General features: G+C 62.8%; 27 protein-coding genes and 1 tRNA gene. 12 read left to right on the top strand and 16 right to left on the bottom strand.

Annotation, left to right across the window (positions count from 1 at the left end; genetic code table 11):
* Positions 1 to 59 precede the first annotated feature (59 nt).
* Complete coding sequence (ubiB, locus tag CK221_RS18900; protein ID WP_095778803.1) at positions 60 to 1634, bottom strand: 2-polyprenylphenol 6-hydroxylase; 1575 nt, start codon at positions 1632 to 1634, stop codon at positions 60 to 62.
* Positions 1635 to 1647: 13 nt separating this feature from the next.
* Positions 1648 to 2424 carry a bifunctional demethylmenaquinone methyltransferase/2-methoxy-6-polyprenyl-1,4-benzoquinol methylase UbiE gene (gene ubiE, locus CK221_RS18895; RefSeq protein WP_095778802.1) on the bottom strand — a complete coding sequence of 259 codons (777 nt, stop codon included), beginning with the start codon at positions 2422 to 2424 and terminating at the stop codon, positions 1648 to 1650.
* Positions 2425 to 2594: 170 nt separating this feature from the next.
* On the opposite strand from ubiE, the gene CK221_RS18890 reads away from it, so the two are divergent.
* The 3 genes from CK221_RS18890 to CK221_RS18880 all read left to right on the top strand — a co-directional run bounded on the left by CK221_RS18890 (position 2595) and on the right by CK221_RS18880 (position 5032).
* Positions 2595 to 3569, top strand: coding sequence for an adenosine deaminase (locus tag CK221_RS18890; RefSeq protein WP_095778801.1), 975 nt, complete (start codon positions 2595 to 2597; stop codon positions 3567 to 3569).
* A gap of 161 nt (positions 3570 to 3730) precedes the next feature.
* Positions 3731 to 4360, top strand: coding sequence for a uracil phosphoribosyltransferase (gene upp / locus CK221_RS18885; RefSeq protein ID WP_095778800.1), 630 nt, complete (start codon positions 3731 to 3733; stop codon positions 4358 to 4360).
* Positions 4361 to 4465: 105 nt separating this feature from the next.
* Positions 4466 to 5032, top strand: coding sequence for a TIGR02281 family clan AA aspartic protease (locus CK221_RS18880; RefSeq protein WP_095778799.1), 567 nt, complete (start codon positions 4466 to 4468; stop codon positions 5030 to 5032).
* Positions 5033 to 5040: 8 nt separating this feature from the next.
* Here the strand turns inward: CK221_RS18880 and deoA are convergent, their stop codons facing one another.
* The 6 genes from deoA to CK221_RS18850 are packed head-to-tail and all read right to left on the bottom strand — an operon-like array spanning position 5041 to position 11252.
* A complete protein-coding gene (gene deoA, locus CK221_RS18875; protein WP_095778798.1) occupies positions 5041 to 6357 on the bottom strand; it encodes a thymidine phosphorylase in 1317 nt (438 codons plus the stop codon).
* Positions 6357 to 7163 carry a purine-nucleoside phosphorylase gene (locus CK221_RS18870; protein WP_095778797.1) on the bottom strand — a complete coding sequence of 269 codons (807 nt, stop codon included), beginning with the start codon at positions 7161 to 7163 and terminating at the stop codon, positions 6357 to 6359. The genes deoA and CK221_RS18870 overlap by 1 nt, the downstream gene beginning before the upstream one ends.
* The gene (gene cdd, locus CK221_RS18865; protein ID WP_067325754.1) at positions 7160 to 7552 is read right to left on the bottom strand and encodes a cytidine deaminase; all 393 of its coding nucleotides are present in this window, start codon (positions 7550 to 7552) and stop codon (positions 7160 to 7162) included. The genes CK221_RS18870 and cdd overlap by 4 nt, the downstream gene beginning before the upstream one ends.
* A 58-nt stretch (positions 7553 to 7610) precedes the next feature.
* Positions 7611 to 8582, bottom strand: coding sequence for an ABC transporter permease (locus tag CK221_RS18860; RefSeq protein WP_095778796.1), 972 nt, complete (start codon positions 8580 to 8582; stop codon positions 7611 to 7613).
* A gap of 1 nt (position 8583) precedes the next feature.
* Positions 8584 to 9723 (bottom strand): ABC transporter permease, encoded by a 1140-nt coding sequence (locus tag CK221_RS18855; protein ID WP_095778795.1) that lies wholly within the window; start codon positions 9721 to 9723, stop codon positions 8584 to 8586.
* Positions 9720 to 11252, bottom strand: a complete 1533-nt coding sequence (locus tag CK221_RS18850) for an ABC transporter ATP-binding protein (protein WP_095778794.1) — start codon at positions 11250 to 11252, stop codon at positions 9720 to 9722. Before CK221_RS18850 ends, CK221_RS18855 begins: the two co-directional genes overlap by 4 nt.
* A gap of 164 nt (positions 11253 to 11416) precedes the next feature.
* Between CK221_RS18850 and CK221_RS18845 the strand changes: the two genes are divergently transcribed.
* Together CK221_RS18845 and CK221_RS18840 are read left to right on the top strand one after the other, a co-directional pair.
* Entirely contained in the window at positions 11417 to 11626 is a 210-nt protein-coding gene (locus CK221_RS18845) for a SlyX family protein (RefSeq protein WP_095778793.1), read from the top strand.
* Between the two features lie 38 nt (positions 11627 to 11664).
* Complete coding sequence (locus CK221_RS18840; RefSeq protein ID WP_095778792.1) at positions 11665 to 12072, top strand: hypothetical protein; 408 nt, start codon at positions 11665 to 11667, stop codon at positions 12070 to 12072.
* On the opposite strand, the gene CK221_RS18835 is transcribed toward CK221_RS18840, so the two are convergent.
* The 4 genes from CK221_RS18835 to CK221_RS18820 all read right to left on the bottom strand — a co-directional run bounded on the left by CK221_RS18835 (position 12067) and on the right by CK221_RS18820 (position 14892).
* Entirely contained in the window at positions 12067 to 12522 is a 456-nt protein-coding gene (locus CK221_RS18835) for a GNAT family N-acetyltransferase (protein WP_095778791.1), read from the bottom strand. The genes CK221_RS18840 and CK221_RS18835 overlap by 6 nt on opposite strands.
* A 69-nt stretch (positions 12523 to 12591) precedes the next feature.
* Positions 12592 to 13581: a BMP family ABC transporter substrate-binding protein gene (locus tag CK221_RS18830; RefSeq protein ID WP_067002774.1), complete on the bottom strand. Its 990-nt coding sequence runs from the start codon at positions 13579 to 13581 to the stop codon at positions 12592 to 12594.
* Between the two features lie 197 nt (positions 13582 to 13778).
* A complete protein-coding gene (locus CK221_RS18825; RefSeq protein WP_095778790.1) occupies positions 13779 to 14099 on the bottom strand; it encodes a hypothetical protein in 321 nt (106 codons plus the stop codon).
* Between the two features lie 91 nt (positions 14100 to 14190).
* On the bottom strand, positions 14191 to 14892 hold the full coding sequence (locus CK221_RS18820) for a hypothetical protein (protein WP_245430679.1): 702 nt from the start codon (positions 14890 to 14892) through the stop codon (positions 14191 to 14193).
* 401 nt (positions 14893 to 15293) lie between these two features.
* On the opposite strand from CK221_RS18820, the gene CK221_RS18815 reads away from it, so the two are divergent.
* From CK221_RS18815 to CK221_RS18805, 3 genes are all read left to right on the top strand, one after another.
* Positions 15294 to 15383: transfer RNA gene (locus tag CK221_RS18815), tRNA-Ser, on the top strand.
* 557 nt (positions 15384 to 15940) lie between these two features.
* The gene (locus CK221_RS18810; protein WP_348628441.1) at positions 15941 to 16879 is read left to right on the top strand and encodes a GlxA family transcriptional regulator; all 939 of its coding nucleotides are present in this window, start codon (positions 15941 to 15943) and stop codon (positions 16877 to 16879) included.
* Between the two features lie 426 nt (positions 16880 to 17305).
* Positions 17306 to 18877, top strand: a complete 1572-nt coding sequence (locus CK221_RS18805) for a BCCT family transporter (protein WP_095778788.1) — start codon at positions 17306 to 17308, stop codon at positions 18875 to 18877.
* A 299-nt stretch (positions 18878 to 19176) separates the two neighbouring features.
* Here CK221_RS18805 and CK221_RS30325 read toward each other — a convergent pair whose 3' ends face one another.
* Positions 19177 to 19344 (bottom strand): hypothetical protein, encoded by a 168-nt coding sequence (locus CK221_RS30325; protein WP_164746634.1) that lies wholly within the window; start codon positions 19342 to 19344, stop codon positions 19177 to 19179.
* 50 nt (positions 19345 to 19394) lie between these two features.
* Between CK221_RS30325 and CK221_RS18800 the strand changes: the two genes are divergently transcribed.
* From CK221_RS18800 to CK221_RS18785, 4 genes are all read left to right on the top strand, one after another.
* Positions 19395 to 19967 carry an MgtC/SapB family protein gene (locus CK221_RS18800; RefSeq protein ID WP_348628409.1) on the top strand — a complete coding sequence of 191 codons (573 nt, stop codon included), beginning with the start codon at positions 19395 to 19397 and terminating at the stop codon, positions 19965 to 19967.
* Between the two features lie 97 nt (positions 19968 to 20064).
* The gene (locus CK221_RS29855; protein ID WP_143749063.1) at positions 20065 to 20421 is read left to right on the top strand and encodes a hypothetical protein; all 357 of its coding nucleotides are present in this window, start codon (positions 20065 to 20067) and stop codon (positions 20419 to 20421) included.
* A 641-nt stretch (positions 20422 to 21062) separates the two neighbouring features.
* Positions 21063 to 21986, top strand: a complete 924-nt coding sequence (locus tag CK221_RS18790; RefSeq protein WP_245299826.1) for an NAD(P)/FAD-dependent oxidoreductase — start codon at positions 21063 to 21065, stop codon at positions 21984 to 21986.
* Between the two features lie 19 nt (positions 21987 to 22005).
* The gene (locus tag CK221_RS18785; RefSeq protein ID WP_067003911.1) at positions 22006 to 22311 is read left to right on the top strand and encodes a hypothetical protein; all 306 of its coding nucleotides are present in this window, start codon (positions 22006 to 22008) and stop codon (positions 22309 to 22311) included.
* 83 nt (positions 22312 to 22394) lie between these two features.
* Here the strand turns inward: CK221_RS18785 and CK221_RS18780 are convergent, their stop codons facing one another.
* The 3 genes from CK221_RS18780 to CK221_RS18770 all read right to left on the bottom strand — a co-directional run bounded on the left by CK221_RS18780 (position 22395) and on the right by CK221_RS18770 (position 24743).
* Positions 22395 to 22880: a DUF2269 family protein gene (locus tag CK221_RS18780; RefSeq protein WP_067003913.1), complete on the bottom strand. Its 486-nt coding sequence runs from the start codon at positions 22878 to 22880 to the stop codon at positions 22395 to 22397.
* The gene (locus CK221_RS18775; protein WP_095778786.1) at positions 22880 to 24163 is read right to left on the bottom strand and encodes an SDR family oxidoreductase; all 1284 of its coding nucleotides are present in this window, start codon (positions 24161 to 24163) and stop codon (positions 22880 to 22882) included. Before CK221_RS18775 ends, CK221_RS18780 begins: the two co-directional genes overlap by 1 nt.
* A gap of 73 nt (positions 24164 to 24236) precedes the next feature.
* On the bottom strand, positions 24237 to 24743 hold the full coding sequence (locus CK221_RS18770) for a hypothetical protein (RefSeq protein WP_067003917.1): 507 nt from the start codon (positions 24741 to 24743) through the stop codon (positions 24237 to 24239).
* Positions 24744 to 25119: the final 376 nt, after the last annotated feature.

The following is a 25119-nucleotide window of genomic DNA, read 5'->3' as shown; positions in this document are numbered from 1 at the left end:
TTCAAACTAGCGCCGGCAATGATAGCAATGCAATCAAACCGCAGCAAGGCGGCGGGCGGTCAGAAAATCCGCCACGCGATGTAAATCAGCGTCAGCGCAATGATCCACAGCGCCACGCGGCCGGAGCGGGTGTGGCGCGCCTCCGCCTTGCCGATCGCGCGCGCGGTCGCCTCGTCGAAGCGCAAGCCATGCTCGGCCATCAGGTCGATCTCACGCGACAGCCGCTCGGTGCGAACCGCAATGTCCGGCGCCTGCCTCGCCAGCGAGATCAAAGCCTTGCCGGCGTCCCGCGCGTCCGAGAGCACGCCGCGCGGGCCGAGATTGCCCGCGATCCAGTCGCTGACCACCGGCTCCGAAGTCTTCCACATGTTGAACGCCGGATCGAGCGTGCGGGCCACGCCTTCGACCACCACCATGGTCTTTTGCAAAAGCACCAGCTCGGTCCGCGTCGCCATGTCGAAGAGGTCGGTCACCTCGAACAGCAGCGTCAGAAGCTTGGCCATCGAGATCGTGTCGGCCGACTGGCCGTGGATCGGCTCGCCGATGGCGCGGATCGCCTGCGCGAAGGCCGAGACATTGTGCTGACGCGGCACATAGCCGGCCTCGAAATGCACCTCGGCGACGCGCCGGTAGTCGCGCACGATGAAGCCGTAGAGGATCTCGGCCAGAAAACGCCGCTCCTTCTTGCCGAGCCTGCCGGCGATGCCGAGATCGACGGCAACGATGGTGCCGTCCGGTTCGACGAACAGGTTGCCCGGGTGCATGTCGGCATGGAAGAAGCCGTCGCGCAGCGTGTGCCTGAGGAAAGACTGGACGAGATTGGCTGCGATCGCCTTGAGGTCGTGACCGGCGGCGGCAAGGCCGGTCAGATCGTTCATCTTGACGCCGTCGATCCACTCCATGGTGATCACGTCGCGGCCGGTCCGCTCCCAATCGACCGCCGGCACGCGGAAGCCCGGATCGTCCTTGGTGTTCTCAGCGAGCTCGGAAAACGCGGCCGCTTCGAGCCGCATGTCCATCTCGACCTTGGTGGTCTGCGCCAGCGTCTGGGTCACCTCGATCGGCCGCAGGCGGCGCGATGAGGGGATGTACTTCTCCTGCAGGCGGGCGGCGAGGAAGTAGCTCTCGAGATCCTGGAAGAAGCGATGGCGCACGCCGGGGCGGATGACCTTCACCGCGACCCGTGAAGCCTTTCCGTCGCGAACGACTTCGGCGCCGTGCACCTGGGCGATCGATGCCGCCGCGACCGGCTCGCCGAAGGTTGCGTAGAGATCCTCGATCCTGCGCCCGAGCGAGGCTTCGATCGCCGCGACCGCTTCCGCCTTCGGAAAGGTGTGCATCTTGTCCTGCAGCAGCGCAAGGTCGACCGCCATGTCGTTGCCGACGACGTCGGGCCGCGTGGCGAGGAACTGGCCGAGCTTCACATAGGACGGCCCCAGCCGCACCACCGCCTGCGCCAGCCGGTCGCCGCGCAGATGGCTTCGGGCGCGGCGGCGGGTGAGCACGCGCGCCAGCCGCCAGCCGAGCTTCGGCATACCGGAAAGCTCTTCGCCGGGCAGCGCCGCGACGACGCCCTCGCGGACCAGCACCCAGCCGGCCCTGGCGAGCCGGAAGCCGGCGCCAACGCTGGTCATCGGACGCCCTGCCTCAAAGCTTCCAGCCCGAATGGAGCGCCGCGATGCCGCCCGAATAGTTGCGGAAAGTGACCCGATCGAAGCCGGCCCGACCAATCATCGCCGCGAAGTTCTGCTGGTTGGGGAACTTGCGGATCGATTCGACCAGGTAGGAATAGGGCTCGCCGTCGCCGGTCACCGCACTGCCGATTTTGGGAATGGCGTTGAACGACCAGGCCTCGTAGGCCTTGTCGAGCAGCGGCATGTCGACCTCGGAAAACTCCAGGCATAGGAAGCGCCCGCCGCGCTTCAGCACACGAAAAGCCTCGCTCAGCGCCACATCGATGCGCGGCACATTGCGGATGCCGAAGGCAATCGTGTACGCATCGAACGTGCCGTCATCGAAGGGCAGCGCTTCGGCATTGGCCTCGACGAAATCGGTGTTTTCCGAGAGGCCTTTCTTCTCGGCCCTGTCGCGGCCGACGTCGAGCATCGAGCCGTTGATGTCGAGCACCGTGGCATGCGCCTGGCGCTGGCTTGCCTCGATGATACGGAAGGCGATGTCGCCGGTGCCACCGGCGACGTCGAGCACGTTCCAGCCCGGCCGCTTCGGGGGGTTGAGCCAGGCGACCATCGCGTCTTTCCACAGCCGGTGCAACCCACCCGACATCAGATCGTTCATCAGGTCGTATCGATTGGCCACCTTGTGAAAGACGTCGTTGACGAGCGACTGCTTGTCGCCCGCGCCAACCTTCCTGAAACCATAGGAGGTTTCCATGCCGCCCGCGGCCGTGGTTCTCTCAACTGACATTATTTCGATCCGCCATAAAACCGGCGGGACCATAGCCGATCGATGGGGCCGGCGCTATTGTCCAAGGCGCGGTTTTCGGCCGCGCTTTCAGAACTGGTCGGGGAAGAGTCTGCCACGATTTCCACCCGGAATCGGCGCCACGACAGAAGAATACCGCACGGGATGGCCGCATGATCTTGAAAGCCGAATTGCACTGCCACATCGAAGGGGCAGCGGCGCCCGACCTCGTCGTCAGCCAGGCCCGCAAATACGGCAAGGACCCTTCGCCCTACATCCAGAACGGCTCCTTCGTCTGGCACGATTTCACGTCTTTCCTCGCCGCCTATGATTTTGCTTCCGACCTGTTCCGCACCGAGGAGGATTACGCCCGTCTGACCGATCATTATCTCACCAGCCTCGCTCGCGACGGCGCCATCTATTCCGAGGTCTTCACCTCGCCGGATCACGCGAAAAAGGCCGGGCTTTCGCCCAAGGCCTATACGGACGCGCTGGGCGAAGGCATGGCCCGCGCCAAGGCGAGGACCGGCATCGAGGGGCGCATGATCGTCACCGGCGTACGCCACGTCGGCGTCGAGGCGATCGAGCAGGCGGCGCGCTTTGCGGCGCGCTGCGGCCATCCGCTGGTCACCGGCTTCGGCGTCGCCGGCGACGAGCGCATCGGCGATTTCGAGGACTATGTGCGGGCTTTCGAGATCGCGCGCGAGGCCGGCCTCGGCATCACCATCCACGCCGGAGAATTGATGGGCTGGGAAAGCGTGGCGGCAGCGCTCGACCATATCCGCCCGTCGCGGATCGGCCATGGCGTACGCGCCATCGAGAACCCGGACCTCGTTCGCCGCATCGCCGCCGAGGGCGTGGTGCTGGAATGCTGCCCCGGCTCCAACATCGCGCTCAAGGTGTTCGATAGTTTCGCCACGCATCCTTTTCCGGCGTTGCGCGCGGCCGGCTGCAAGGTGACGCTCAATTCCGACGACCCGCCCTATTTCTGGACCTCGCTGAAGCGCGAATACGACATCGCCGCCGAGCATTTCGCGATGGACGACAAGGCGCTTACCGCCGTCACCAGGATGGCCATCGAGGCCGCCTTCGTCGACCGAAAGACCAAGGCGATGCTGATGAGCCGGCTCGACCCCAAAGGCCGGTGAATGGTGAATGGTGAATGGTGAATGGTGAATGGTGAATGGTGAATGGTGAATGGTGAACGTTGGCCGGCGGCTTCAGCGTGTCAACCAATCATCGCCCCATCAGGACTCGCAAACCGGCTCACTATTCACTATTCACTATTCACCATTCACTGGAGAAGACCATGCAGGGCGTCACCGTCGTCGACCACCCCCTTGTCCAGCACAAGCTGACCATCATGCGCAAGAAGGAGACCTCGACGGCAGGCTTCCGGCGGCTGCTGCGCGAGATCTCCCTGCTTCTCGGCTACGAGGTGACCCGCAACCTCGAACTGACGACCACCACGATCGAGACCCCGATCGAGGAGATGGAAGCGCCGACGCTGGAGGGCAAGAAGCTGGTTTTCGCCTCCGTGCTGCGGGCCGGCAATGGCCTGCTCGAAGGCCTGCTCGATCTGGTGCCGGCGGCGCGTGTCGCCCATATCGGCCTTTACCGCGACCATGAGACGCTCGAGGCTATCGAATATTTCTTCAAGGCGCCGAGCGACCTTGCCGACCGTCTGGTGATCGTCGTCGATCCGATGCTTGCGACGGCCAATTCCGCGATCGCGGCGATCGACAAGCTGAAGGGGCGCGGCGCCACCAACATCCGCTTCCTTTGCCTCCTGGCCGCGCCCGAAGGCATCGAGCGCTTCACCCAGGCGCATCCGGATGTCCCGATCTTCACCGCCTCGATCGACCGCCAGTTGAACGACAAGGGTTACATCATGCCTGGCCTCGGCGATGCCGGCGACCGCATGTACGGAACCAAGTGAGATCTTTTCTTAACCGCTCGTTTACGAAACGCCCTGGTTCCGGCGCGCGTTAAAGCCGAAAACACCATGTCGGCTTAAGGATCGAACCTTCACGAAGGTCGATCCATGCTGCGCAGGCTTCTTCTCCTTGGCGTCTTTGTCGGAAGCTCGGCATCGATTCCGATTGTCTATCAGTCGAACCCGCAGATGGTGGAAACCCTGCTGAGATCGGCGGTTGCTTCGAAGCCGGCGCCGCCTGAGGCTCAGCCGGACGTCAATCTCGCTTCGGTTCCAGCCAGGCCGGCGGCGCCGATGCCGCTCGGCCGCCAGGTGCTGGTCAATGCCGACCAGCGCGGCCATTTCACTTCCGCCTTCAAGTTCAACGGCCGTCAGATAGACGGCATGATCGACACCGGCGCCACGCTGGTCGCGATCAACATATCGACGGCGCGCCGGATCGGCATCTCGCTCAACCAGTCGGATTTCAATCAACAGGTGAACACGGCGAACGGCGCCATCAAGGCTGCCGTGGTCACCGTCGACCGGCTGCAGATCGGCAAGATTTCCCTCGACAACGTCCAGGCGGTGGTGCTCGACGATCGAGCGCTGCAAACCAACCTGATCGGCATGAGCTTCCTGCAGCGGCTGCAGAAATACGAAGTGCAGGACGGCGCGCTGCTGCTCGTTCAATAGGCGCGATTTTACAGAGGCAGTATCCGCCTGAGCACCGTCTTTTCTGCGGTCGGCTTCGAGTGACCGACCGTATAGGCGGCGCGCACCGCGACGGCGGCAGCCTCGGCGTCGGCCTCGGTCCGCGCATGGACCAGCGCCAGCGCCTCGCCCGCATGCACCTCCGCGCCCACAGGCAGCAGCCGGGTGAGGCCGACGGAATGATCGATCTTGTCATCCGGACGGACGCGCCCGCCGCCCAGCGCAGCGACGGCGAGCCCGATTTCGCGCGTCGCGATCCCGGTGACGAAACCGTCCTCGGCCGCTTTGACCGCCAATTCCACTGCCGCCTTCGGCAGATATTTCTCCGGATTCTCGACGAAGTCGGCGGGTCCGCCGAGCGCCGTCACCATCCGCGCGAACACCGCCGCCGCGCGGCCGCCGGCAAGCGTCTCGGCCGCGCGCCTGATCCCGTCCTGGTTGGACGAGACAATTCCTGCCGATTGCAGCATCTCGGCGGCAAGCGCCAGCGTGACGTCCTCCAGCCGGCGGTCGCGGAAGCGGCCGGTGAGAAAGTCGACCGCGTTCTTCACCTCGACCGCATTGCCCGCTGCCGAGGCCAGCGGCTCGTTCATGCCGGTCACCAGTGCCGAAGCGTTCAGGCCGGCGCCATTGGCGACCTCGACCAGGCTGTTCGCAAGTGCGGCCGCATCGCGCGACTTCTCCATGAAGGCGCCGTTGCCGACCTTGACGTCGAGCACAAGCGAGCCGAGCCCGGCGGCAAGCTTCTTCGACAGGATCGAAGCCGTTATCAGCGGCACCGATTCCACTGTGCCCGTCACGTCGCGGATCGCGTAGAGCCGGCGATCGGCCGGCGCCAGGTCGGCGGTCTGGCCGATGATGGCGCAGCCCGTCTCGAGCACCGTCTTGCGGAACCGCGCCAAATCCGGCTGGCTGACGTAACCGGGAATGGCATCCATCTTGTCCAGCGTGCCGCCGGTATGGCCAAGCCCGCGGCCGGAGATCATCGGCACATAAGCGCCGCAGGCCGCGACGATCGGCGCCAGCATCAGCGAGACATTGTCGCCGACGCCCCCGGTGGAATGTTTGTCGGTGACCGGGCCCGGCAAATCGGACCAGTCGAGCACGTCACCGGAATCGCGCATCGCGAGCGTCAACGCCACTGCTTCCTCGCGACTCATGCCTTTGAGGAACACCGCCATGGCGAAGGCGCCGATTTGGCCTTCCGAGAGCGTGCCGGCCGTGATCCCCTCGATGAAGGCCGCGATCTCGGGCGCCGAGAGCTTGTGGCCGTCACGCTTGCGGCGAATGATTTCCTGCGGGAGCATCAGCTTTCCGGCAAACCTTCCTCGAAGACGCGCCGCAGGATCGTCGCCAGCCGCGCGCCGCCGACCGGCGCCATGTCCTTGGTTTCCTGGTGCGAGAGTTCCGCCCCGGTCATGCCTGCCGCAAGGTTGGTGATCACCGAGCAGGCGGCGACCTTGAGGCCGAGGAAGCGGGCCAGGATCACTTCGGGCACGGTCGACATGCCGACCGCGTTGGCGCCCATGACGCGCGCCATGCGGATTTCGGCCGGCGTCTCGAAACATGGTCCGGAAAACCACATGTAGACGCCCTGGTGGAGCGCGGTGCCGGTCTCCTTGGCCGCCGTCTCGATCGCCTTGCGCAACCCCGCATCATAGGCCTCGGTAAGGCCGACGAAGCGGCGGTCGCTCGGCTCGCCGATCAGCGGATTGGAGCCGGAAAAGTTGATGTGATCGGTGATCATCATCACCGAGCCCGGTCCCATCTCGGAATCGACCGAGCCGGCGGCGTTGGTGAGGATGAGATGCGAGATGCCGATGCCGGCAAGCACCTCGAGCGCCGGGCGCATCGCGGCGGCATTGCCGTGCTCGTAATAGTGCGCGCGCCCGGAAAGCATCAGCACCGGCGTGCCGGCGAAACGCCCTGCCACCACCTCGCCGGCGTGGCCGGAGACGCCGCTGCGCGGGAAGCCCGGCAGTTCGGCATAGGGGATGCGCCTTGCGTCCTCCACCTGGTCGACCAGCCCACCGAGGCCGGAGCCCAGCACAAGCGCCGCGGTCGGGGCCAGCCCGTCCAGTTTCTCGACCAGATGATCCAGCGCTTCCTTCATTTCAAGATATCGCCCCTAAATCCGTATGGCAGCATGTCGCCCATGGTGACCGTCTCGACCACGCCGGTATTGTCGCAGAGATAGAGCTTCGTCTCCGGCCGGCAGAATTCCGCCAGCCGCTGCCGGCAGCCGCCGCAGGGCGAGCATTTGGCCATGCGCTCGGCGATCACCGCGATCTCGGTGATCTTGCCGCCGCCGCCCATGATGTAGTGGCCGAGCGCGGTGGTCTCCGCACACCAGCCCTCCGGATAGGACGCCACCTCGATGTTGGCGCCGGTGAAGACGCGACCGTCCTCGGTGCGCAGCGCGGCGCCTACGGGAAACTTGGAATAGGGCGCATAGGCCTTGGCCATCGCCGTCCTAGCCGCTTCGAACAGATCATGCGACATTTGCTTCTTCTCTCCCACGATCTTGTTCAAATTGCCGGTTGCCGAGACTGCCCGAGCCTCAGCGTTCCTTGACATAGGGCACGCCGCCGGCGCGCGGCGGGATCGCCTTGCCGATGAAACCGGCGAGCAGGATGACGGTGAGCACATAGGGCAGCGCCTGCATGAACTGCACCGGCACTTTGCCGAGGATCGGCAGCGGCGAGCCCTGCAAGCGGATCGATGCCGCGTCGAGGAAGCCGAACAGCAGGCAGGCGAACATCGCGTTGACCGGCTTCCATTTGGCGAAGATCAGCGCGGCAAGCGCGATATAGCCCTTGCCAGCGGTCATGTCCTTCACGAAGCCGCCGTTCTGGACCATGGAGAGATACGCGCCGGCGACGCCGGTAAGGATACCGGTGCAGATCAGCGCCCGGTAGCGCAGCCAGGCGACCGAGATGCCGGCGGTGTCGACGGCCGCCGGGTTTTCGCCCACGGCGCGCATTCTGAGACCGAAGCGGGTGCGGAACAGCACCCACCAGGTGAACGGCACCATCGCGAAGGCGAAATAGACCAGGATCGAATGGCCGGAGATCAGCTCGGCATAAACGGGACCGAGGATCGGCACGTTGCGGACGGCTTCGGCGCCGGGCCACACGATCGCCTCGAAGCGCTCGCCCGGCTGCAGCGCCGGCGTGCGGCCGCCCTGCTCGAACCAGGCCTGGCCGAGGATGATGGTCGAGCCGGCGGCGACGAAGTTGATGGCGACGCCGGAGACGATCTGGTTGCCGCGATGCGTGATCGAGGCGAAACCGTGCACCATGGCGAAGGCGACCGAGATCAGGACGGCGGTGCCGAGACCGATAAAGGCGGAGTGGAAGACCGATGCCGCTGCAGCGCCGGCGAAGGCGCCGACCAGCATCTTGCCTTCGAGACCGATGTCGAAGATGCCTGCCCGCTCTGAATAAAGGCCTGCAAGACAGGCAAGCAGCAGCGGCACCGACAGGCGGATGGTGGAATCCAGGACCTGGACGATCGCGTTGAAACTGTCCATCTCAGGCCCCCTTCCCCTTGACCGCCTGCATGCCGACCGATTTGGGGCTGACCGATGCGAACAGCGCCTGGATATAGGGCCTGAACATATGCTCCAGCGCGCCGGCGAAGAGGATGACCAACCCTTGAATGATGACGATCATGTCGCGGCTGATCGACGGCATCTCGAAGGCAAGCTCGGCCCCGCCCTGGTAGAGCATGCCGAACAGGATCGCCGCCAGCACGATGCCGACCGGATGCAGCCTGCCCATCAGCGCGACCGCGATGCCGACATAGCCGGCGCCCGAGACGAAATCGATCGCCACATTGTGCTGGTCGCCCATCACGGGGTTGAGCGCCATCATGCCGGCCAGCCCGCCCGAGATCATCATCGCGGTGAGGATGATGCGGGTTTCCGAAATGCCGGCATAGCGCGCCGCCTTTGGACTATGGCCATAGGTGCGCATCTCGTAGCCGAGCTTGGTGCGCCAGATCAGCAGCCAGACCAGAAAAGCCATCGCCAGCGCCAGCAGGAAGCAGATGTTGAGCGGCGCCGAGCGGATCTTGGCGCCGAACAATTCGATCATCCAGTTGAGCTTCGGCAATTCCGCGCCGGCCAGGAAATTGCGTGTTTGCGGCGCCTGCGATCCGACCGGCTTCAGCGGACCGACCAGCAGATAGACCATTACCGAGGCGGCGATGAAGTTGAACATTATGGTGGTGATGACGATGTGCGAGCCGCGCTTGGCCTGCAGGTAGGCCGGGATGAAACCCCAGAGCGCGCCGAACGCCGCCGCGGCGACGATCGCCATCGGAAAGATCACCCACCAGGGCAGGACGCTGTCGAAGCTCAGGCAGACGAGCGCGATGCCGAGGCCGCCGATATAGGCCTGGCCTTCGGTGCCGATGTTGAACAGGCTGCAATGCGCCGCCACCGCCACCGACAGCCCGGTGAAGATGAAGGTCGTGGCATAGAACAGGGTGAAGGCGATGCCTGTGCCCTTGCCGAAAGCGCCTTCGACCAGGATGACGGCGGCGCGGAACGGATTTTCGCCGACAAGCATGACGACGAAGCCCGCGACAATGAAGGCAACCGACAGGTTGATCAACGGAATCAACCCATAATCGGCCCAGGCCGGCAGCTTGGCGTAAGGCGTGCTCATTCGGCGGCCTCCTGGTGCTCGACACCGGCCATCAAGAGGCCAAGCTCGCCTTCCGTCGCTTCCGGTCCGCGTTCGCCGACGATGCGGCCGGCGAACATTACCAGGATGCGGTCGGACAGCGAGCGGATCTCGTCGAGCTCGACCGACACGACCAGCACCGCCTTGCCCTGATCGCGCATGGCGATCAGCCGCTTGTGGATGAATTCGATGGCGCCGACGTCGACGCCGCGCGTCGGCTGCCCGACGATCAGCACGCCGGGATCCTGCTCCATCTCCCTGGCCAGCACAATCTTCTGCTGGTTGCCGCCGGAGAAATTTGCGGTCTTCAGCCGAGGATTGCCTGGACGGATGTCGTATTTCTCGATCTTGTCCTTCGCGTCGGCCATGATGGCATCGACGTTCAGGAACGGCCCCTTGAGGTAGCGCTCGTCGTCGTGATAGCCGAGGATCGAGTTCTCGTTCTCCTCGAAGGCGAGCACCAGCCCGACATGGTGGCGGTCTTCCGGCACATGGGCGAGACCGCGGTCGCGCAATTCGCCGGGATCGGCCTTGCCGGTCAGGTCGATTGGCTTGCCTTCGAGCATGACCTCGCCCGAGACGGCGTGCCGGATGCCGGAGATCGCCTCGAGCAGCTCCGACTGGCCGTTGCCGGCCACGCCGGCGATGCCGACGATCTCGCCGCCGCGGACGTCGAAGGAGACGTCGTCGACCATGGTGACGCCGCGTGAATCCTTGACTGTCAGGTTCTTGACCGAGAGTTTTATCGCACCGGCCTCCGACTGGCCCTTCTCCACCCGCAAGAGCACGCGCCGGCCGACCATCAGTTCGGCCAACTCGCCGACCGTCGTTTCCTTGGTCACCCTGGTCGCCACCATGGTTCCCTGGCGCATGACCGAGACCGTGTCGGTAACGGCCATGATCTCGCGCAGCTTGTGGGTGATGAGCACCACCGTTTTTCCCTGTTCCTTCAGCTGCTTGAGGATGCGGAACAAATGGTCGGCCTCCGCCGGCGTCAAAACCCCGGTCGGCTCGTCGAGGATCAGGATCTCGGCGCCGCGATAGAGCGCCTTGAGGATTTCGACGCGCTGCTGCAGGCCGACCGGCAGTTCCTCGATGATGGCGTCGGGATCGACCTCAAGGCCGTATTCGCGCTCCAGCCGTTCGAGCTCGGAGCGCGCCTTGGCGATGCTGCTCTTCAACAGCGCGTCGGTCTCGGCGCCGAGTATGACGTTCTCCAGCACCGTGAAATTGTCGACCAGCATGAAATGTTGGTGCACCATGCCGATGCCGAGCGCTATCGCGTCGTTTGGGGTGTTGATCGACACCGGCTTGCCCGCCACGCGGATTTCGCCGCTGTCGGCCTGGTAGAAGCCATAGAGGATCGACATCAGCGTCGATTTGCCTGCGCCGTTCTCCCCGACAATGCCATGGATGGTGCCGCGCGTGACTTCCAGGTTGATGTCGCGGTTGGCGCGCACGGCGCCAAAACTCTTGTTGATGCCTATGAGCTCGATTGCGGCTTGCGCCATGCAGCCTGTCCCACTCGTTATTTTTTATCGCTTGGTCAAATTGCCTAGCACGACGCCCCGCCCGTGCCAATTGGCCGGAACGCCATTCACTCTCGACAAAACCCCCCGCGCTTGTCAATTTCGAAGGTGGCCGGGGAGCTTCACATTCACAGAGACCGGGATGGATGACGATGCCTGACGATCGGCTGACGACGCTGGAAATCCGCGCCGCCGAGCAGGAAAAGACGATCGATGAACTGTCCGACCAGATCGCCGAGCAGTGGACGGTGATCGAGCGCATGGAACGCAAGCTCGCCGCCCTTACCGACCGGTTCCTGGCCCTGGAGGAGCAGGCCGCTCCCGACGTGCCGGTGACCAAGCCGCCGCACTACTGAGCCTGCGGGGTCAGCGGGCGGGTTCGAGGCGAACGGTCATGGCCGGTGAAGGAGACCGCATCGCAAGGGCCGGCGACTATGTCTTCGGCCTGATGGACGAACGGGAGCGCGCTCGCGCCGAGCGCGACCTAGAGATCGATCCCGCCTTTCGCGACGCGGTGCTGCGGCTTGCCGAGCGCATGCGTGCTTTGGAGCCGCAGGGAGCGTCGGCCACGGCTTCGGATGAGCGCTGGCAGCTTGTCCAGCGCCGGCTTGGCGAATTGCCGCAAATGCGGTTTGCCGGGCTGGACAAGGGCGATGCGAAGCCGCAGCCGATCGTGATCAACAAGATCGAGCGCAAGCCTTATGGCGTCGGCCTGCATTCCCTTGGCGGCCGGCTCGGCCTGGCTATCGCGCTCGCCCTGGCGGCCGCCTTCGCGCTGGGCTATCTCGCCGGCACGCTATAGGGCGCACGACATCAAAAGCATCGGCTCGCCCTCCTGCTCGAAAGCTTCCGCCGCAGTCCAGCCAAGCGCTTCGTAGAACGGTCGTGCCTGCCAGGTGTAGAGATAGAGCCGGTTAACGCCGGCCGACGCGGCGTGGCCTTCTATGGCCCTGACCAGCGCCGAGCCAACGCCCTGCCCTCGATACGCCTTGTCAACAACAAGCCCGGCGAGCCACGGCGTCAGATCATGCGCCGGGTCGATCTCGTTGCGGACGAAGAGGCAGCTTCCGATCGGCGGGCCGCCGAGGCGGGCGACGACAGCCGCCTCGAACCCGTCGCCTGCGATCAGCCGGCGAAGTCCCGCAATATCCTCTGCGAGCGTCCGGCCGGTGCCCTCAAAGAAGGCGGCCAGGCGCAGCTTGGCGATCGCCTCGACATCGCGCTCCGTCATGGCTTCGATAATCGGTTGCATGATGCTGGTCCGAAAAACAAACCGCCGGGCGAAAGCCCGGCGGTCGAAGAAGCCTCGTTCAGTTGCCGATCAATACGGGCAGTTGTTGTCAGTGGTGTAGTCGTGCACCTGGACCTTGCCGGCGATAATGTCGGCCTTGGCCTTTTCGACGGCCGCCTTCATCTCATCCGTCACCAGCGCCTTGTTGTTGTCGTCCATGGCGTAGTCGACACCGCCTTCCTTGAGGCCGAGATTTTCGACGCCGCCCTTGAAGGTGCCGTTCTTGCCGTCCATGAAAGCATTGTAGACGGCAACATCGACGCGCTTCATCATCGAGGTCAGCACCTTGCCGGGCTGCAGGCCGTTCTGGTTGGAATCGACGCCGATGCCGAGCTTGCCGGCATCCGCGGCCGCCTGCAGCACGCCGACGCCGGTGCCGCCGGCCGCGGCATAGACGACGTCCGCGCCCTGATCGATCTGCGTCTTGGCGATCTCGCCGCCCTTGGCGGGGTCGTTCCAGGCGGCCGGGGTATCGCCGGTCATGTTCTGGATGACCTCGGTGGCCCCGGCAGACTTGGCGCCGCCGACATAACCACATTCAAACTTGCGGATCAGCGGGATGTCCATGCCGCCGACGAAGCCGACCTTCTTCGACTTCGACGCCATCGCAGCCAGAATGCCGACGAGGTAGGAGCCTTCGTTCTCCTTGAACACCAGCGAGCGGACATTGGGCAGGTCGACGGCATCGTCGATGATGGCGAAGTTGAGGTCGGTATATTCGGCCGCGACCTTCTTCAGCGCATCTTCCCAGGCGAAGCCGGCCATCACGATCGGGTTGCGGCCGTCCTCGGCGAAGCGGCGCAGCGCCTGCTCGCGCTGCGAAGCGTTGGAGACTTCGAATTCGACATAAGCGACGCCGGTTTCCTTCTTGAATTTCTCGGCGCCGTTATAGGCAGCCTCGTTGAAGGATTTGTCGAACTTGCCGCCGAGATCGTAGAGGATGGCCGGCTGGACATCCGCGGCGAAGGCCGGGAGAACCATTGCGGTTGCGGCCAGGAGGCCGAGAACGATACGTTTCATGTGATCCACACCCTGTCGGTTATTTTCCGTTTGCACCGCAAACCCTGCCCGGTCCTCCGGCAGGCATGCGACGTCAGGCAGGAAGTGTATGCCCCTCCCGCTCGCGGCCAATCTGGCACGGCCCGAAACAAAATTCACGTGGAATTTTGACCTGTTGGAAAAAGCGTGAAGGCCGACCGTTTCGGGCGGAGTCCGCGTCAGGTGGTCGGGGCGAATTCGTGGCGCCGCCGGCGGTAGCCGAGGGCGTAGAGCAGGAACGCCAATACCGCGAACACGGCGAATCCCGGCTGGCCGAGCACCCAGGCGATGATCCCGTCCCAGACCAGCGGACTGGCCTTGGCGCGCACATAGGTCTCGAACGCGGCGCGCGTGTCGGGCGATACCGCCAGCCAGCTTGCGTTGAGCGGCGTCATGACCGGCGCCGACGCCGCGACGGAGCGCGTGGTGTCGATCACCGCCATGATGACAGAAATCGACAACGCAACCATGGCCGCCAGCCGAAAGATGAAACGCAGCATCCAACGCACTCCCCGGGAACACTCCCGTCTGCCCCGCCAAACGACATAGAGCGTGCACAACCGCCACGCAATCGCGACACGTGATTTTGAGTTAGGCCCTCCGCGCCGCTTTGCGCCGGTTGACGCGCCAGATGGCGAAAATCCCGCCGCCGACGGCTCCGATGATCAGACCGCCCAAGCCGATGAAGACAGCAAAAAACCCGCAGGCGCCCTCGAAGCAGCTCATATGAGTGGCGTCGGCGATTAGCGACCCCGCGAAAAATCCGATGCAGGCGCCGATGGCGCCGCCAAGAATGATGCCGAGCAACGCGGCGACGAGCGAGACCAGGAGCGGCGGGCGTACGGCCTCGGGATTGGCATACACCGTGTCGGCGCCGGCGCCGCGCCGCAGGAGGTAGATGCAGAGCAGGCCGATGGCGATCTCGGCCACCGTGAAGCCCAGCCCTTCGGCCGAGAAGACGAAATCGGGCACAAGAAGCGTGTAGGCCTGACGCACGACGAGCCAAAGGATGATGGCGACCTGCCAGATCGTATAGTGACGCGGGAAACGCGCCGACCGGTTGAAGGCGAGGCCGAGCAGGTAAAGCCCCCACAGAATGGTCACGGCGCCGCCGGTCAGCCCCCCGTAGATCAGGAAGAGCACGCTTTCCGGCAGATTGAAGTCGCCGATCAGCCGCCAGCTCGAGATCAGGCCATAGGCCGAAAGCGCCATCACGATGATCAGCCACGCCACCGGGATGAAGGAGAGCCCGCTGTCGGGCCGGCCCGCGGGCTGCTGGTTGATCGATGCCATGTCAGGACAATGCCCCTCGCAAAGCCCAAGCAGTTCCGGGAACTGCGTCGTGGTTTTCCGTCCGGAAGTGCACGAAACAACGCCTCAGGCAGTCGACAGGCGGCCAGAGCCGAAGTCAAGCGCGGGAAACTCCGCCGGCCAGCCTGTGCACAGCATTCGGCTGCATGGCAGGCCACCCGCAGCTTTCGCGCCATCCACGGCAAAAGCCACGGAATGACTTGGCATTCGCTTTCGGATCGACTAGATGAGCCCCGCGCCTGTTTTGCCTAGACGGCTAGAGGTGCCGGGAAAAGGGTTGCCTGCCGGTTGAAGGCACCCCAAATTTAGGCCGAGAGCCCTTCCCGAGGGAGATGCATCTCCCCAACCCGCGCGGCGAAACCGGCCGACGCGACATGCAAGACGGAGAGGTGGCCGAGTGGTTGAAGGCGCACGCCTGGAAAGTGTGTTTACGGGCAACCGTAACGCGGGTTCGAATCCCGCTCTCTCCGCCATTAATTTTCCTAATACTATGATGTTTTCAAGCTGTTAGCGAAGAGGGAAGACACCTCAAAGCCGAAGCATCCTTGATCTGTGTAACAAGCTGCTCCGAATCCGCTTATCCCGCCAAGACACCACTGACCGGTGACGGTATGGCTGCCCCAATCAGGATTGCCTGCAATGGGGCCGGTAGCGGCATGGCTGGTTGTCGACAACTCCGTCCCGAAAACGGAAGCGCAGGTTTCTGCTGCCGGGGCAATGTGCCTAATAATGGTCGCTCAGCATCCCTCCGCCACTATCTGAAAGCGCACGCCGCGACCTGTGTCTCGGCAGTTGTAGCGGCAGGATTGCATGATGGCGGCATCGCGACGGCTCTCGAACATGAATGTGCGCAATTCGACAGCCACGTGCCACAATCCCTTCGTATCTTCATCGGGACAAGCAAGGCAGATATTGGCGTCGACGGCGAATTTGCGACATCCTGTTCCCGATATCGGACGTGACCGCAGTGAACATAGCCGAACATCCGATCAAGCGCTCTCTCGTCTTCTTTCTGGTGCCGGATTTCACCATGGTCGCCTTTGCGACCGCGCTGGAGCCGATCCGCATAGCCAACCGGATGCTCGGCTACGAAGCCTACAAGTGGCGGCTGGCCAGTACCGACGGGCAGCCCGTGTCCGCTTCGAACGGGGTGTTGTGTGCGGTAGACACGTCGTTGAAAGACGAGCGGCGCAGGATGGCCGGCCCCGATAGGCTATCGATGGTCATCGTCTGCAGCGGCACCAACATCGAACGATATTCGAACAAGTCGGCCTTTGCATGGTTGCGCGAGGAACATAGTCGCGGCGTTGCAATCGGCGGTCTCTGCACCGGCGCCCATGTGCTGGCTGCTGCCGGGCTGCTTTCCGGCAAACGTTGCGCCATCCATTGGGAAAATCTGCCAGGCTTCGCCGAGGCATTTCCGAATGCGCATGTGTTTGCCGACCTTTTTGAGGTCGATCAAGACATCTACACATGCGCCGGCGGCACCGCCGCTCTCGACATGATGTTAAAGCTGATCGGCGATGATTTCGACGAAACTCTCGTCAGTCGCGTATGTGAGCAGGTGCTGACCGATCGAGTGCGGAGCGCAAGCGATGGCCAGCGGCTTCCTTTGCGCGCGCGGCTCGGCATTCAGAATTCAAAAGTGCTGACCATCATCGAACTTATGGACGCCAATCCATCCGAACCAATATCGATACGCGATATTGCCAAGCAAGTCGGACTGTCGCGGCGGCAGATCGAGCGTCTTTTCCGGGATGAGATGGGACGCTCCCCCGCCCGCTACTATTTGGAGATACGCCTTGAGCGCGCACGGCACATGTTGATCCAGTCATCCGTGCCCATAGTCGAAGTAGCTATCAAGTGCGGCTTCGTTTCGGCGTCGCATTTTTCCAAATGCTATCGCGAACTCTACGCCCAAACGCCGCAGCAGGAACGATTGGACAGGAAATATCCCTCCGCGGCGTGAACGTTATCAGTTTTGCCGCTTCAGGCCGGTTCGGCCACTCAATTTGTACGTCTACAGGCATCGCGCCGCGCAAGCACAGCGACCAGGCTGACTCGACATCGGGTTTTCACAGCGAGCGTTCTTGACGCGCCGCAGCATGGCGCGCCTTGCCCGGGTGGGCATTGCCCTACCCGAAATCGACCGATTCCCTACTGACTCGCCGGCTTCCTCCTATCCCCTTTTCCCGCCCTTCTACCCTGACGGGTGTGGTGGGGGAGGGGCAAATCCGACACATCCAGAACGACGTGAATGGCCGGAGCTTCTCATTGCGAGGCGACCTGAGCCGTCCCTGATTTTGGCCCTCAGAAAGGTCAGTATTTTTCGCGTACGCACAATTCGAAGGAAAGTATTGAAGAAATAGTTCCAATAGATATGGGAGGGTCAAGCATGTCGAGTACAAGCAGGCTACGAGGCATAGATCCGGCGGTATTCTGGCCGGCCATAGCGATAACTGCCGCGTTCATCTTATGGGGAGCTGCCGCCCCGGATAGCCTCGCCACTGTGACGAAAGCCACGCTTGCAGCGATCATCAATGGTTTCGGGTGGGGCTTTGTTGTCTCGACGGCGATGTTTCTGGCCTTTGCCGGGTTCCTGGCGATCAGCCGTTTTGGCAAGATCAGGCTTGGAGCCGACGACGAGCTGCCGGAATTCAGCACCGTTTCCTGGGTATGCATGATGTTCAGCGTCGGCATGGGCATCGGACTGATGTTCTGGGGCGTTGCCGAGCCAGTTTTCCATTTTGGCGCGCCGCCTCACGGGCTGGCTGCCCCGCAGTCTAAGGAAGCTGCGCTGATCGCGATGGAATATGCCTACTTCCATTGGGCCCTGCACCCCTGGGCGATCTACGCCATTGTGGGTTTGGCGATCGCTTACTTCACCTACCGCAAGGGCCTGCCTATCCTGATCTCAAGCGCATTCACCCCTTTGCTTGGTAGCGCCGTCAACGGACCGATTGGCAAGACGATCGATATTCTCGCCCTCATCGCCACGCTATTCGGGACCGCGACATCGCTGGGTCTTGGCGCACAGCAGATCAACAGCGGTCTGAATTTTCTCTGGGGAACCGGCGAGGGGACAGGCATTGACCTGGCGATCATCGCCGTGCTGTCGGTGCTGTTCATACTTTCGGCAGTGTCGGGGGTCGGCAAGGGCGTCCAGTTCCTGAGCAACACGAACATGGTGGTCGCCGCCGCGCTGCTGCTCTTCTTGGCCGTCGTCGGCCCGACCGTCTTCATCCTCAACACCTTCACCGAAGCGCTCGGCGAATACCTCACCAATCTTGTCGCCATGTCGTTCCGCACCGCCGCCTTCAGCGACGGCAAATGGCTGAGCAGCTGGACCATCTTCTACTGGGCGTGGTGGATTTCCTGGGCGCCTTTCGTTGGCGTCTTCATTGCGCGCATCTCCAACGGACGGACCATCCGCGAATTCGTCATCGGTGTTCTGTTCATCCCGAGCGGCGTGACCTTCCTCTGGTTCACCATCATGGGCGGTACCGCTCTGCACTCCGAACTGGTGGGGGTCGGCGGCCTTGTCGAGGCCGTTAACACCAAGGGGGCCGCCATCTCACTTTTCGCCCTGCTCGAACAATATCCGGCAACTGCTATCACCTCTTTCGTTGCGATCTTCCTTGTGGCGATCTTCTTCATCTCGGGAGCGGATGCCGCCTCGATAGTGATGGGTATGCTGTCATCTCGAGGCACGCTTGAGCCCGCACGGGTCACTGTCGTCCTTTGGGGTATCCTTGCGGGAGCATCGGCCTGCGTGTTGCTGGTGATGGGAGGCTTGGAGGGCCTGCAGACCGCGTCGATCATTGCGGCAGCCCCCTTCCTCGTCGTCATGGTCGGGCTGTGTATCTCGCTGTGGATGGCACTGCTGGATGACCTCGAAGGGCGGGCCGAACCGGTCGCGCCCCTGCCCGAAGCGTCGCCTCTCATCGCGACAGTCGCGGCAGAGTAGGCTAAGCCGCAGCCGGCCAACAACCGCACCTGAGAAATCAACTTCAGGTGCGGTTTGTGGCGGTACGCGAATGCGATCGGTGCTGCTCATCGTCGCCGCCGGGTCAAGCCAGAACCAAATGCAACTGGGTGCTCGAAGGGAGGGCGAAGATGATAACCGACCCGCAAATCTGGCTCAGCCTGCTGACGCTTAGCTGACAACTCGAAAGACGCTCTCTCCGCCAGCACTCTAATGGTCGGGATGGCGGCAAGCCGCATCGTGGGCGGCTCAGATTGCGCCGCTCTGAGGTGTGGATCGGCCTATGGTTCGTCCTTGTCGATCCCGATGCTCTCGCCTTCGCCATGCACCTGGTTCCGGTCCCAATCGTTGGTCTTGTCAGGCGTTTTCGCGGCAGCTTTTTGGTTTTCCCGTTCCTTGTCCTTGCGGGGCTTAGGACCGGGCAGATCGCGCGATGATTTGGGTTCCATTGAGGTGTGTCCCTGTCGGTCGAACAGAACCCAACGTGGGCTGAGCTCGAATGTTCCGGCGCTTTGCCGGCGATATGCATTGCAAGGACATCCCGGCGTCCTGCGGAAGGAACCGGGCAGCCCACAGATACGTTCTGGCGCTCATGGATGAGCTTGTTGAACGTTTCGGGCAGCAAACCTGGCTGCCATTTTCCGTGATTTCAGCCAGGCTTTTGCTGGCTGCGGTTCTTGGCTCACTCGTCGGCATGGAGCGCGAATGGCGTAACCGGCCGGCCGGGCTGAGGACGCATATCCTGATCTGTCTGGCAGCCGCCTTGATCGCCATCCTGGCCATCGAAATCACCCATCTCCCCGTCTTCGATGGGCAGGAGATAGCCATTGACCCCATCCGCCTGATCGAAGCCACAACTGCCGGCGTCGCATTCCTGGCTGCAGGGCTAATATTCTTCTCCAAAGGGGAGGTTCAGGGGCTGACGACCGGCGCGGGAATGTGGCTGGCCGGTGCCATTGGATTGGCAGTGGGTCTCGGGTTCTGGCAGATCGCAATTCTTGGCACAGTCTTGGCGCTGATCGTGCTAGGGCTTTTGCAGCTGGTGCAGGTTGCCCCAAAGGACGAGCAATAGTCGGAGCATTTGGAGGCAGGGCGTCCAGTCCCTGCGCTTGTCGGCGTTACAGTGTTTTGCTGAATTGCAGATTCCGATCGTCTCGGCCGGCGCACTCATGGCAGATCATGACCTGTCACCAGATCAAGTGCAGACACCCATGGTCCGGCCCGACAAGGCAGGAATCCTCCTAGCCATTTTCGGCTCTGCGCAGCAGCCGCGACAAGTGCTGCCGATGCATCGCCTGCATGTCTTCAAGCAGCTGGAGGAAGCGCAGGGCGTCATCGGTCGGCAATCCCTGATCGCTGAGGTCGGCAACCAACTCGTGCTGACGGCGAAGGTGCCGCTCGCCTTCGTGAACATGCCGCCTGGCCATTTCGATATCATCGTCGATTGCCATTTACCGGAACGTCGCTGGTGTCGTGACGTTCCTCGGGTGGGCTGTCCAAGATTGGAACTGATTGCGCGGCCATGACTTGTTATGGGAGCGGTCGTTTCCCGTTGGGACGTAGCCGTCTCGGCAGCACAAAAGCCCGTCGCTTACGCTCATTGGCTGCGACGGGCTTTTCAAGTCTTAGAAAATGTTAATGTCGGTTGCCGCAAGCGCGGCGCATAATGGAACTCTGCCCCGCTGCGCGGGGTAAGGGCCCGGCCTGTATGTCAAGCCCCCAACCCCGCCCGGCAGGCCGGGCTACTTTGATCCACAAAAGCGAACTTTTGCATCGTCCGGTCCGCCGCGTGGCGAACGGCGGCCTGCGGCACGTGAAGGCAGCCGAACGTCGTCAGCGTCTGGCGAGACAACGGATCGGCGCGCAACGCGAATGCACGGCGGAACCAATAAGCAAGGGCGCGGTTGGGACAGATGGTCGCCTATAACGAAACAACTGATCCCGCGCTTACCGGTGCGCGCGGTCGAGGCCGGATTTTGCGCCCTCGTTTCTGGCCGTTCGGAAGGAAACGAGGCCATCCTCACGAGCGGCATCTGTGTCGGCCTCATTCTTATGAGAACCGGGAAGCAGTCGCGCACGCCCTTGGTCTTAGTCACCAACAGACAAGTTCGTTTGCCGGGCACGAGCCGCTTGCAATAGCTCTGCATCACCTCCCGGGAGTTCTTTGGTGATCGAAGACGATAGCGTCTGTCAGTGGGAACGAATTGACTGCTTGGTTATCGGTGGCGGTCCGGCCGGCTTGGCAGCAGCGACGTATCTCGGGCGCTTTCGCCGCCGGGTCGTCGTTGTCGATTGCGGTCAAAGCCGCGCGAAGCTCATTCCGATTACCCGCAACTGTCCCGGCTTCCCCGACGGCATAGCCGGCGCCGAACTGCTGAATCGGCTGCGGCAGCAGGCTTTGCAGAGCGGAGCCGATCTTAGGCACGATATAATCCACGAGATTGGCCGCGACGGAACGGATTTTATTGCGATCGGTTCGACAGCCATTCGTTCCCGCGCGGCGCTCCTGGCTACTGGCATTGTCGATAAGCTTCCAGAGACGCCTTCGGCAGACGATATGATCAGAGCCGGCACCTTGCGCCTCTGTCCGATCTGTGACGGCTATGAGGTGATCGATAAGCGCGTCGCAGTCCTGGGCCCGGCGGAAGAGGCGGTGAAGAAGGCATTGTTCATGCGGACCTACACTCGCGACGTCACCGTACTGACGACCGATGCTTCGAGTGAAATTGATGCAGATGCCGGCCGACTGATCCACGAAGCTGGAATCCGGCTCGAGCCCTGCATCCCTCATTCGCTACGACCCTCGGGAGAGCAGGCCACCATTCAACTCTCCAACGGAACAGCATCCTCATTCGATACCGTCTATCCAGCCATGGGATGCAGGGCAAGGTCGCAACTTGGCCTAGATCTCGGGGCGACATGCGACGAGCTTGGAAATCTTGTCGTGGATGCGCATCAGCGCACGGTCGTGCCAGGCCTGTATGCCGCTGGCGATGTGGTCAACGAAATCAATCAGATTGCTGTCGCATTCGGCCACGCCTCGATCGCGGCCACCGACATGCATAACTATCTCGACGATGCCAAGTGCTAGAATTCACCGGTGGATTGCGATGCATCTTGTTCAGATCCTGCTTCCCTGCTCGGACAATGACGGCCAGCCTTTCGCTCAAGAAGATTTCGACCGCGTGAAGGAAGAACTGGCGAGTCGCTTCGAAGGCGTTACTGCTTACCTTCAGGCGCCTGCCGACGGTTTGTGGAAAAAGGGTGCCGAGTCCAACGCCGACAAGATTGTGATCTTCGAAGTCATGGCCAACGAGGTCGATCTCATCGACTGGCGTGAACGCCGGATCGCACTCGAGCGGTGGTTTCGACAGGAGAAGGTGGTTATCCGCTACATGCCGATCGCGCTGGTGTAGTCGTTCTTGTCCATGCACGGAAAATCAAAGCCGGCGCCTCTCCTCCCGGCGTAGCTCAGATGAGCTCGCTCGGCCCGTCGGCATCAGCCGGTCCCGAACCATTCGATGGCCGGGCGGGTGATCATCAGCCATAAGATAGCGGCGACCGCGCCGAAGGCCGGAAAGCCGAACATGAACCAGAGCCGGAAAAGCCGGTGATAGCGCGGCGGAAGCAGCTGGCCGGCTTTCGCCGCCGCCAGGGCAAGATCGCGCATCTCCATCTGCATCCAGACCACGGGAAGCCAAAAAACACCGGTCACGACGTAGAGAAGGATCGACAGCGCGATCCAGCCGTCCCAGAGCGAATAGCCGACGAGCCAGGCAAGCGCGACGCCGGTGATCGGTTGCGCCACAACTGCCGTTGCCGTGAACAGGAAATCGGCAACCACGACAATGCGCGCGACAGCGGCCACGGTAGCCGGGTTGCCGGTCCGGTGTGCAAGCAGCATGAAGAAGGCGATGCCAGCGCCCGTCCCCAGCAGAACCGCCGCGCCCACGATATGGAGATATTTGAGACCGAAGTAGAGCATCAGCGCTCCTCCAGGATCGCCAATGCGACGAAGTGCAGAAGAACGATCGGCAGGATCTTCATCAGCGGCCCGAGCGGTTCATTCCACAGATCGGGCCGCAGGAGCGTGCCGGCCAATGCATAAAAAACGCATACGCCGATCGCTCCCCAGAGCCCAACGCGCGCGGTTTTGCGAAGCGCGATGAGAACGCCGATGACCAGGTCGGCCAGCGCGCCGGCGATGACCAAGGGCGCCGCCAGCGCGCTCACAGCGGTACCGATCAGGAGTTGGACACCGCTCTGCCATCCGGTTGTCAGGGATATGATTCCGGTCATGATCCAGAAGAACGGCAGCACCGTGAAGATCGCGGGTTTGATGAAGTAAAGGCCGGCAAACCATCTGTCCTGCACCGTGGCTGGGTTTGCGGCGAGTGCTGTCGGGAGACCTCGCGGCTCGATCCCCGTTGTCGCCTTCCAGGGTCCGGGATCACCCGTTGCTCCCCGGCTGATCTCAAGGGCGGCGTTGGTGCGCATGGGAGGGCGCCATCCCAGCACACTGACGGCGTCACCCAGCCGATAGAGTAGACGCGCCGCCCATCTCGGGAGAGCCAGGACGCGAGCCTCGTCCCATCCAAGCCACCTGCGGTAATGCGCGACTACCTCCTCCATGGCGAAGGCGTCCGGACCAGCAAGGTCGAGAGCGATCCGTGACGGGCTGTCAGGGCTGAGGAAAAACGCCACCGTTTCGACCACGTCCTCAAGTTGGACCACCTGCAGACGGCCGGAGCCGGGCATGGAGGGCAGCAGAGGAAGCGCGGCAAGGCCGCGAAACAGGGCGCTCGCTCCAAAAACGGGGCGGCCCAGAACGACGGAGGGTCTCAGCACGACCCAATCCAAGTCGAGCGTCATCAAGGCCTCCTCGCCGGCATATTTGCTGGCGGAGAAGGCGGAGGGTTGCTCACGATCGACGCCGATAGCGGAAAAGTGGATGACCCGGCGCACCCCGGCTTGCCGGCAGGCACGAAACAGCGCCGCTGCGCCGAATGCATGAACCCCCGTCGTATCTTCGCTGGCGCTGTCCTGCAGAACACCGGCACAATTCACCACCGCGTCAACGCCTTGAAGAGCACTGCCCCAGTTCTCGGGGGCGAGCGCCTTCGCCATATCGATGGCGACCGTTCCCGCCTCCCCCGCCCGGCTTGATCGGCGTCGTGAGGCCCGCACGACCTCGTGCCCTGACGCGACCAGACGCGCGCACACCGCTGTGCCGATGAGACCGTTCGATCCCGTTACGAGAACCTTCATTGCCGATGTCCCGCCGGACAAGACAGCGCGGCGGGCCGAAGGGTCGGATCGTTCCGCAGAACGCGCCCCCCGGTCACCGGCTTCTCCTCTCGGCTTGCCGGTCGCGCCCTGTTGGCCGGTTGCCGGAGGAGTCGAACGCCTCGATGGCGGCGCGTTCCATTTCTTTCAGTGATCTTGAAAGCGTCAGGCCCCAAACGACATGAGCTGCAATCATCAGCATGTTTCTCCTGATGGGGTGACGGTGCGCCGGGGTCAGAATGCGGGCGGCGGGAATCCAACCGAGATAACTCAGCGCCCAGATGCATAAGCCGTAGGCGACCCCACTCCCTCGAGTGGTGGGCAGCAGGGCAAACAAAGCACCGGTGAGACCGCCAAACCCGAAATGCGCAAGCAGTGTTCTTGAACGTGCTTCGCGCTCGTCAACAGCTGGAAAAGTGCGGTCGACGATCTCGCGAGGCGGAAGCGGATAGCGCTCGTCGTCGGGCAGGACTGCGTGCAGGCGCCTCATCGTTGCCGTCATCGCCATGGTCGCCGCGACGCCTGCCACAGCCCCAAGCAACGCCTTATCGAGCGGCCGCATTGCTCACCATCTCTTCTCCATTGGGATCGAAAGACGACCTTTGCGTCCAGCCTGACGTCGACGCTTCAGGCCAGAAGCAAGAATCAACGCCGTCGTCCTCGACCCTCACTTCGCTTTAAAACCTCCATCAACCCGGCAAGCCGGTCAGGGAGCCACCTCTCGGTCCGAAACAGCGGAAGTGCACGCAGATGGCGCCTCATTATCTCACTGGAGAACTGGCGCCTCAGTAGCTGCGCAATCTGCTCATTATTATGTCTTCTATGTTCAACCATTTTCGTGACCGCAATCGGTTCGGTCACCAAACCGGAAAGACTTGCAGTTTGTTCCTGGACAGCTGAGCTCTTCTGCCAGCTCCATTATGCTAAGTGCTCGTCGT

The sequence above is a fragment of the Mesorhizobium sp. WSM3868 genome (assembly GCF_002294785.1).
In the GTDB taxonomy this organism is placed as follows: Bacteria; Pseudomonadota; Alphaproteobacteria; order Rhizobiales; family Rhizobiaceae; genus Mesorhizobium.
Note: the sequence above shows the minus strand (reverse complement) of the source record. Positions and strands in the feature narration are given on the sequence as shown.

Bases quoted from the DNA above. Each gene is read 5' to 3' on its own strand.
- CK221_RS18840 (WP_095778792.1), top strand. From the start codon at position 11,665: ATGGCCGGTGAAGGAGACCGCATCGCAAGGGCCGGCGACTATGTCTTC.
- CK221_RS18855 (WP_095778795.1), bottom strand. From the start codon at position 9,723: ATGAGCACGCCTTACGCCAAGCTGCCGGCCTGGGCCGATTATGGGTTG.
- CK221_RS18860 (WP_095778796.1), bottom strand. From the start codon at position 8,582: ATGGACAGTTTCAACGCGATCGTCCAGGTCCTGGATTCCACCATCCGC.
- CK221_RS18835 (WP_095778791.1), bottom strand. From the start codon at position 12,522: ATGCAACCGATTATCGAAGCCATGACGGAGCGCGATGTCGAGGCGATC.
- CK221_RS30325 (WP_164746634.1), bottom strand. From the start codon at position 19,344: ATGGAACCCAAATCATCGCGCGATCTGCCCGGTCCTAAGCCCCGCAAG.
- ubiE (WP_095778802.1), bottom strand. From the start codon at position 2,424: ATGTCAGTTGAGAGAACCACGGCCGCGGGCGGCATGGAAACCTCCTAT.
- deoA (WP_095778798.1), bottom strand. From the start codon at position 6,357: ATGCTCCCGCAGGAAATCATTCGCCGCAAGCGTGACGGCCACAAGCTC.
- ubiB (WP_095778803.1), bottom strand. From the start codon at position 1,634: ATGACCAGCGTTGGCGCCGGCTTCCGGCTCGCCAGGGCCGGCTGGGTG.
- CK221_RS18850 (WP_095778794.1), bottom strand. From the start codon at position 11,252: ATGGCGCAAGCCGCAATCGAGCTCATAGGCATCAACAAGAGTTTTGGC.
- upp (WP_095778800.1), top strand. From the start codon at position 3,731: ATGCAGGGCGTCACCGTCGTCGACCACCCCCTTGTCCAGCACAAGCTG.
- CK221_RS18800 (WP_348628409.1), top strand. From the start codon at position 19,395: ATGTTCCGGCGCTTTGCCGGCGATATGCATTGCAAGGACATCCCGGCG.
- CK221_RS18785 (WP_067003911.1), top strand. From the start codon at position 22,006: ATGCATCTTGTTCAGATCCTGCTTCCCTGCTCGGACAATGACGGCCAG.
- CK221_RS18775 (WP_095778786.1), bottom strand. From the start codon at position 24,163: ATGAAGGTTCTCGTAACGGGATCGAACGGTCTCATCGGCACAGCGGTG.
- CK221_RS18880 (WP_095778799.1), top strand. From the start codon at position 4,466: ATGCTGCGCAGGCTTCTTCTCCTTGGCGTCTTTGTCGGAAGCTCGGCA.
- CK221_RS18770 (WP_067003917.1), bottom strand. From the start codon at position 24,743: ATGCGGCCGCTCGATAAGGCGTTGCTTGGGGCTGTGGCAGGCGTCGCG.
- CK221_RS18780 (WP_067003913.1), bottom strand. From the start codon at position 22,880: ATGCTCTACTTCGGTCTCAAATATCTCCATATCGTGGGCGCGGCGGTT.
- CK221_RS18810 (WP_348628441.1), top strand. From the start codon at position 15,941: ATGGTCGCCTTTGCGACCGCGCTGGAGCCGATCCGCATAGCCAACCGG.
- CK221_RS18870 (WP_095778797.1), bottom strand. From the start codon at position 7,163: ATGAAGGAAGCGCTGGATCATCTGGTCGAGAAACTGGACGGGCTGGCC.
- CK221_RS18890 (WP_095778801.1), top strand. From the start codon at position 2,595: ATGATCTTGAAAGCCGAATTGCACTGCCACATCGAAGGGGCAGCGGCG.
- CK221_RS18820 (WP_245430679.1), bottom strand. From the start codon at position 14,892: ATGGCATCGATCAACCAGCAGCCCGCGGGCCGGCCCGACAGCGGGCTC.
- CK221_RS18845 (WP_095778793.1), top strand. From the start codon at position 11,417: ATGACGATGCCTGACGATCGGCTGACGACGCTGGAAATCCGCGCCGCC.
- CK221_RS18825 (WP_095778790.1), bottom strand. From the start codon at position 14,099: ATGCTGCGTTTCATCTTTCGGCTGGCGGCCATGGTTGCGTTGTCGATT.
- CK221_RS18805 (WP_095778788.1), top strand. From the start codon at position 17,306: ATGTCGAGTACAAGCAGGCTACGAGGCATAGATCCGGCGGTATTCTGG.
- cdd (WP_067325754.1), bottom strand. From the start codon at position 7,552: ATGTCGCATGATCTGTTCGAAGCGGCTAGGACGGCGATGGCCAAGGCC.
- CK221_RS29855 (WP_143749063.1), top strand. From the start codon at position 20,065: ATGGCAGATCATGACCTGTCACCAGATCAAGTGCAGACACCCATGGTC.
- CK221_RS18830 (WP_067002774.1), bottom strand. From the start codon at position 13,581: ATGAAACGTATCGTTCTCGGCCTCCTGGCCGCAACCGCAATGGTTCTC.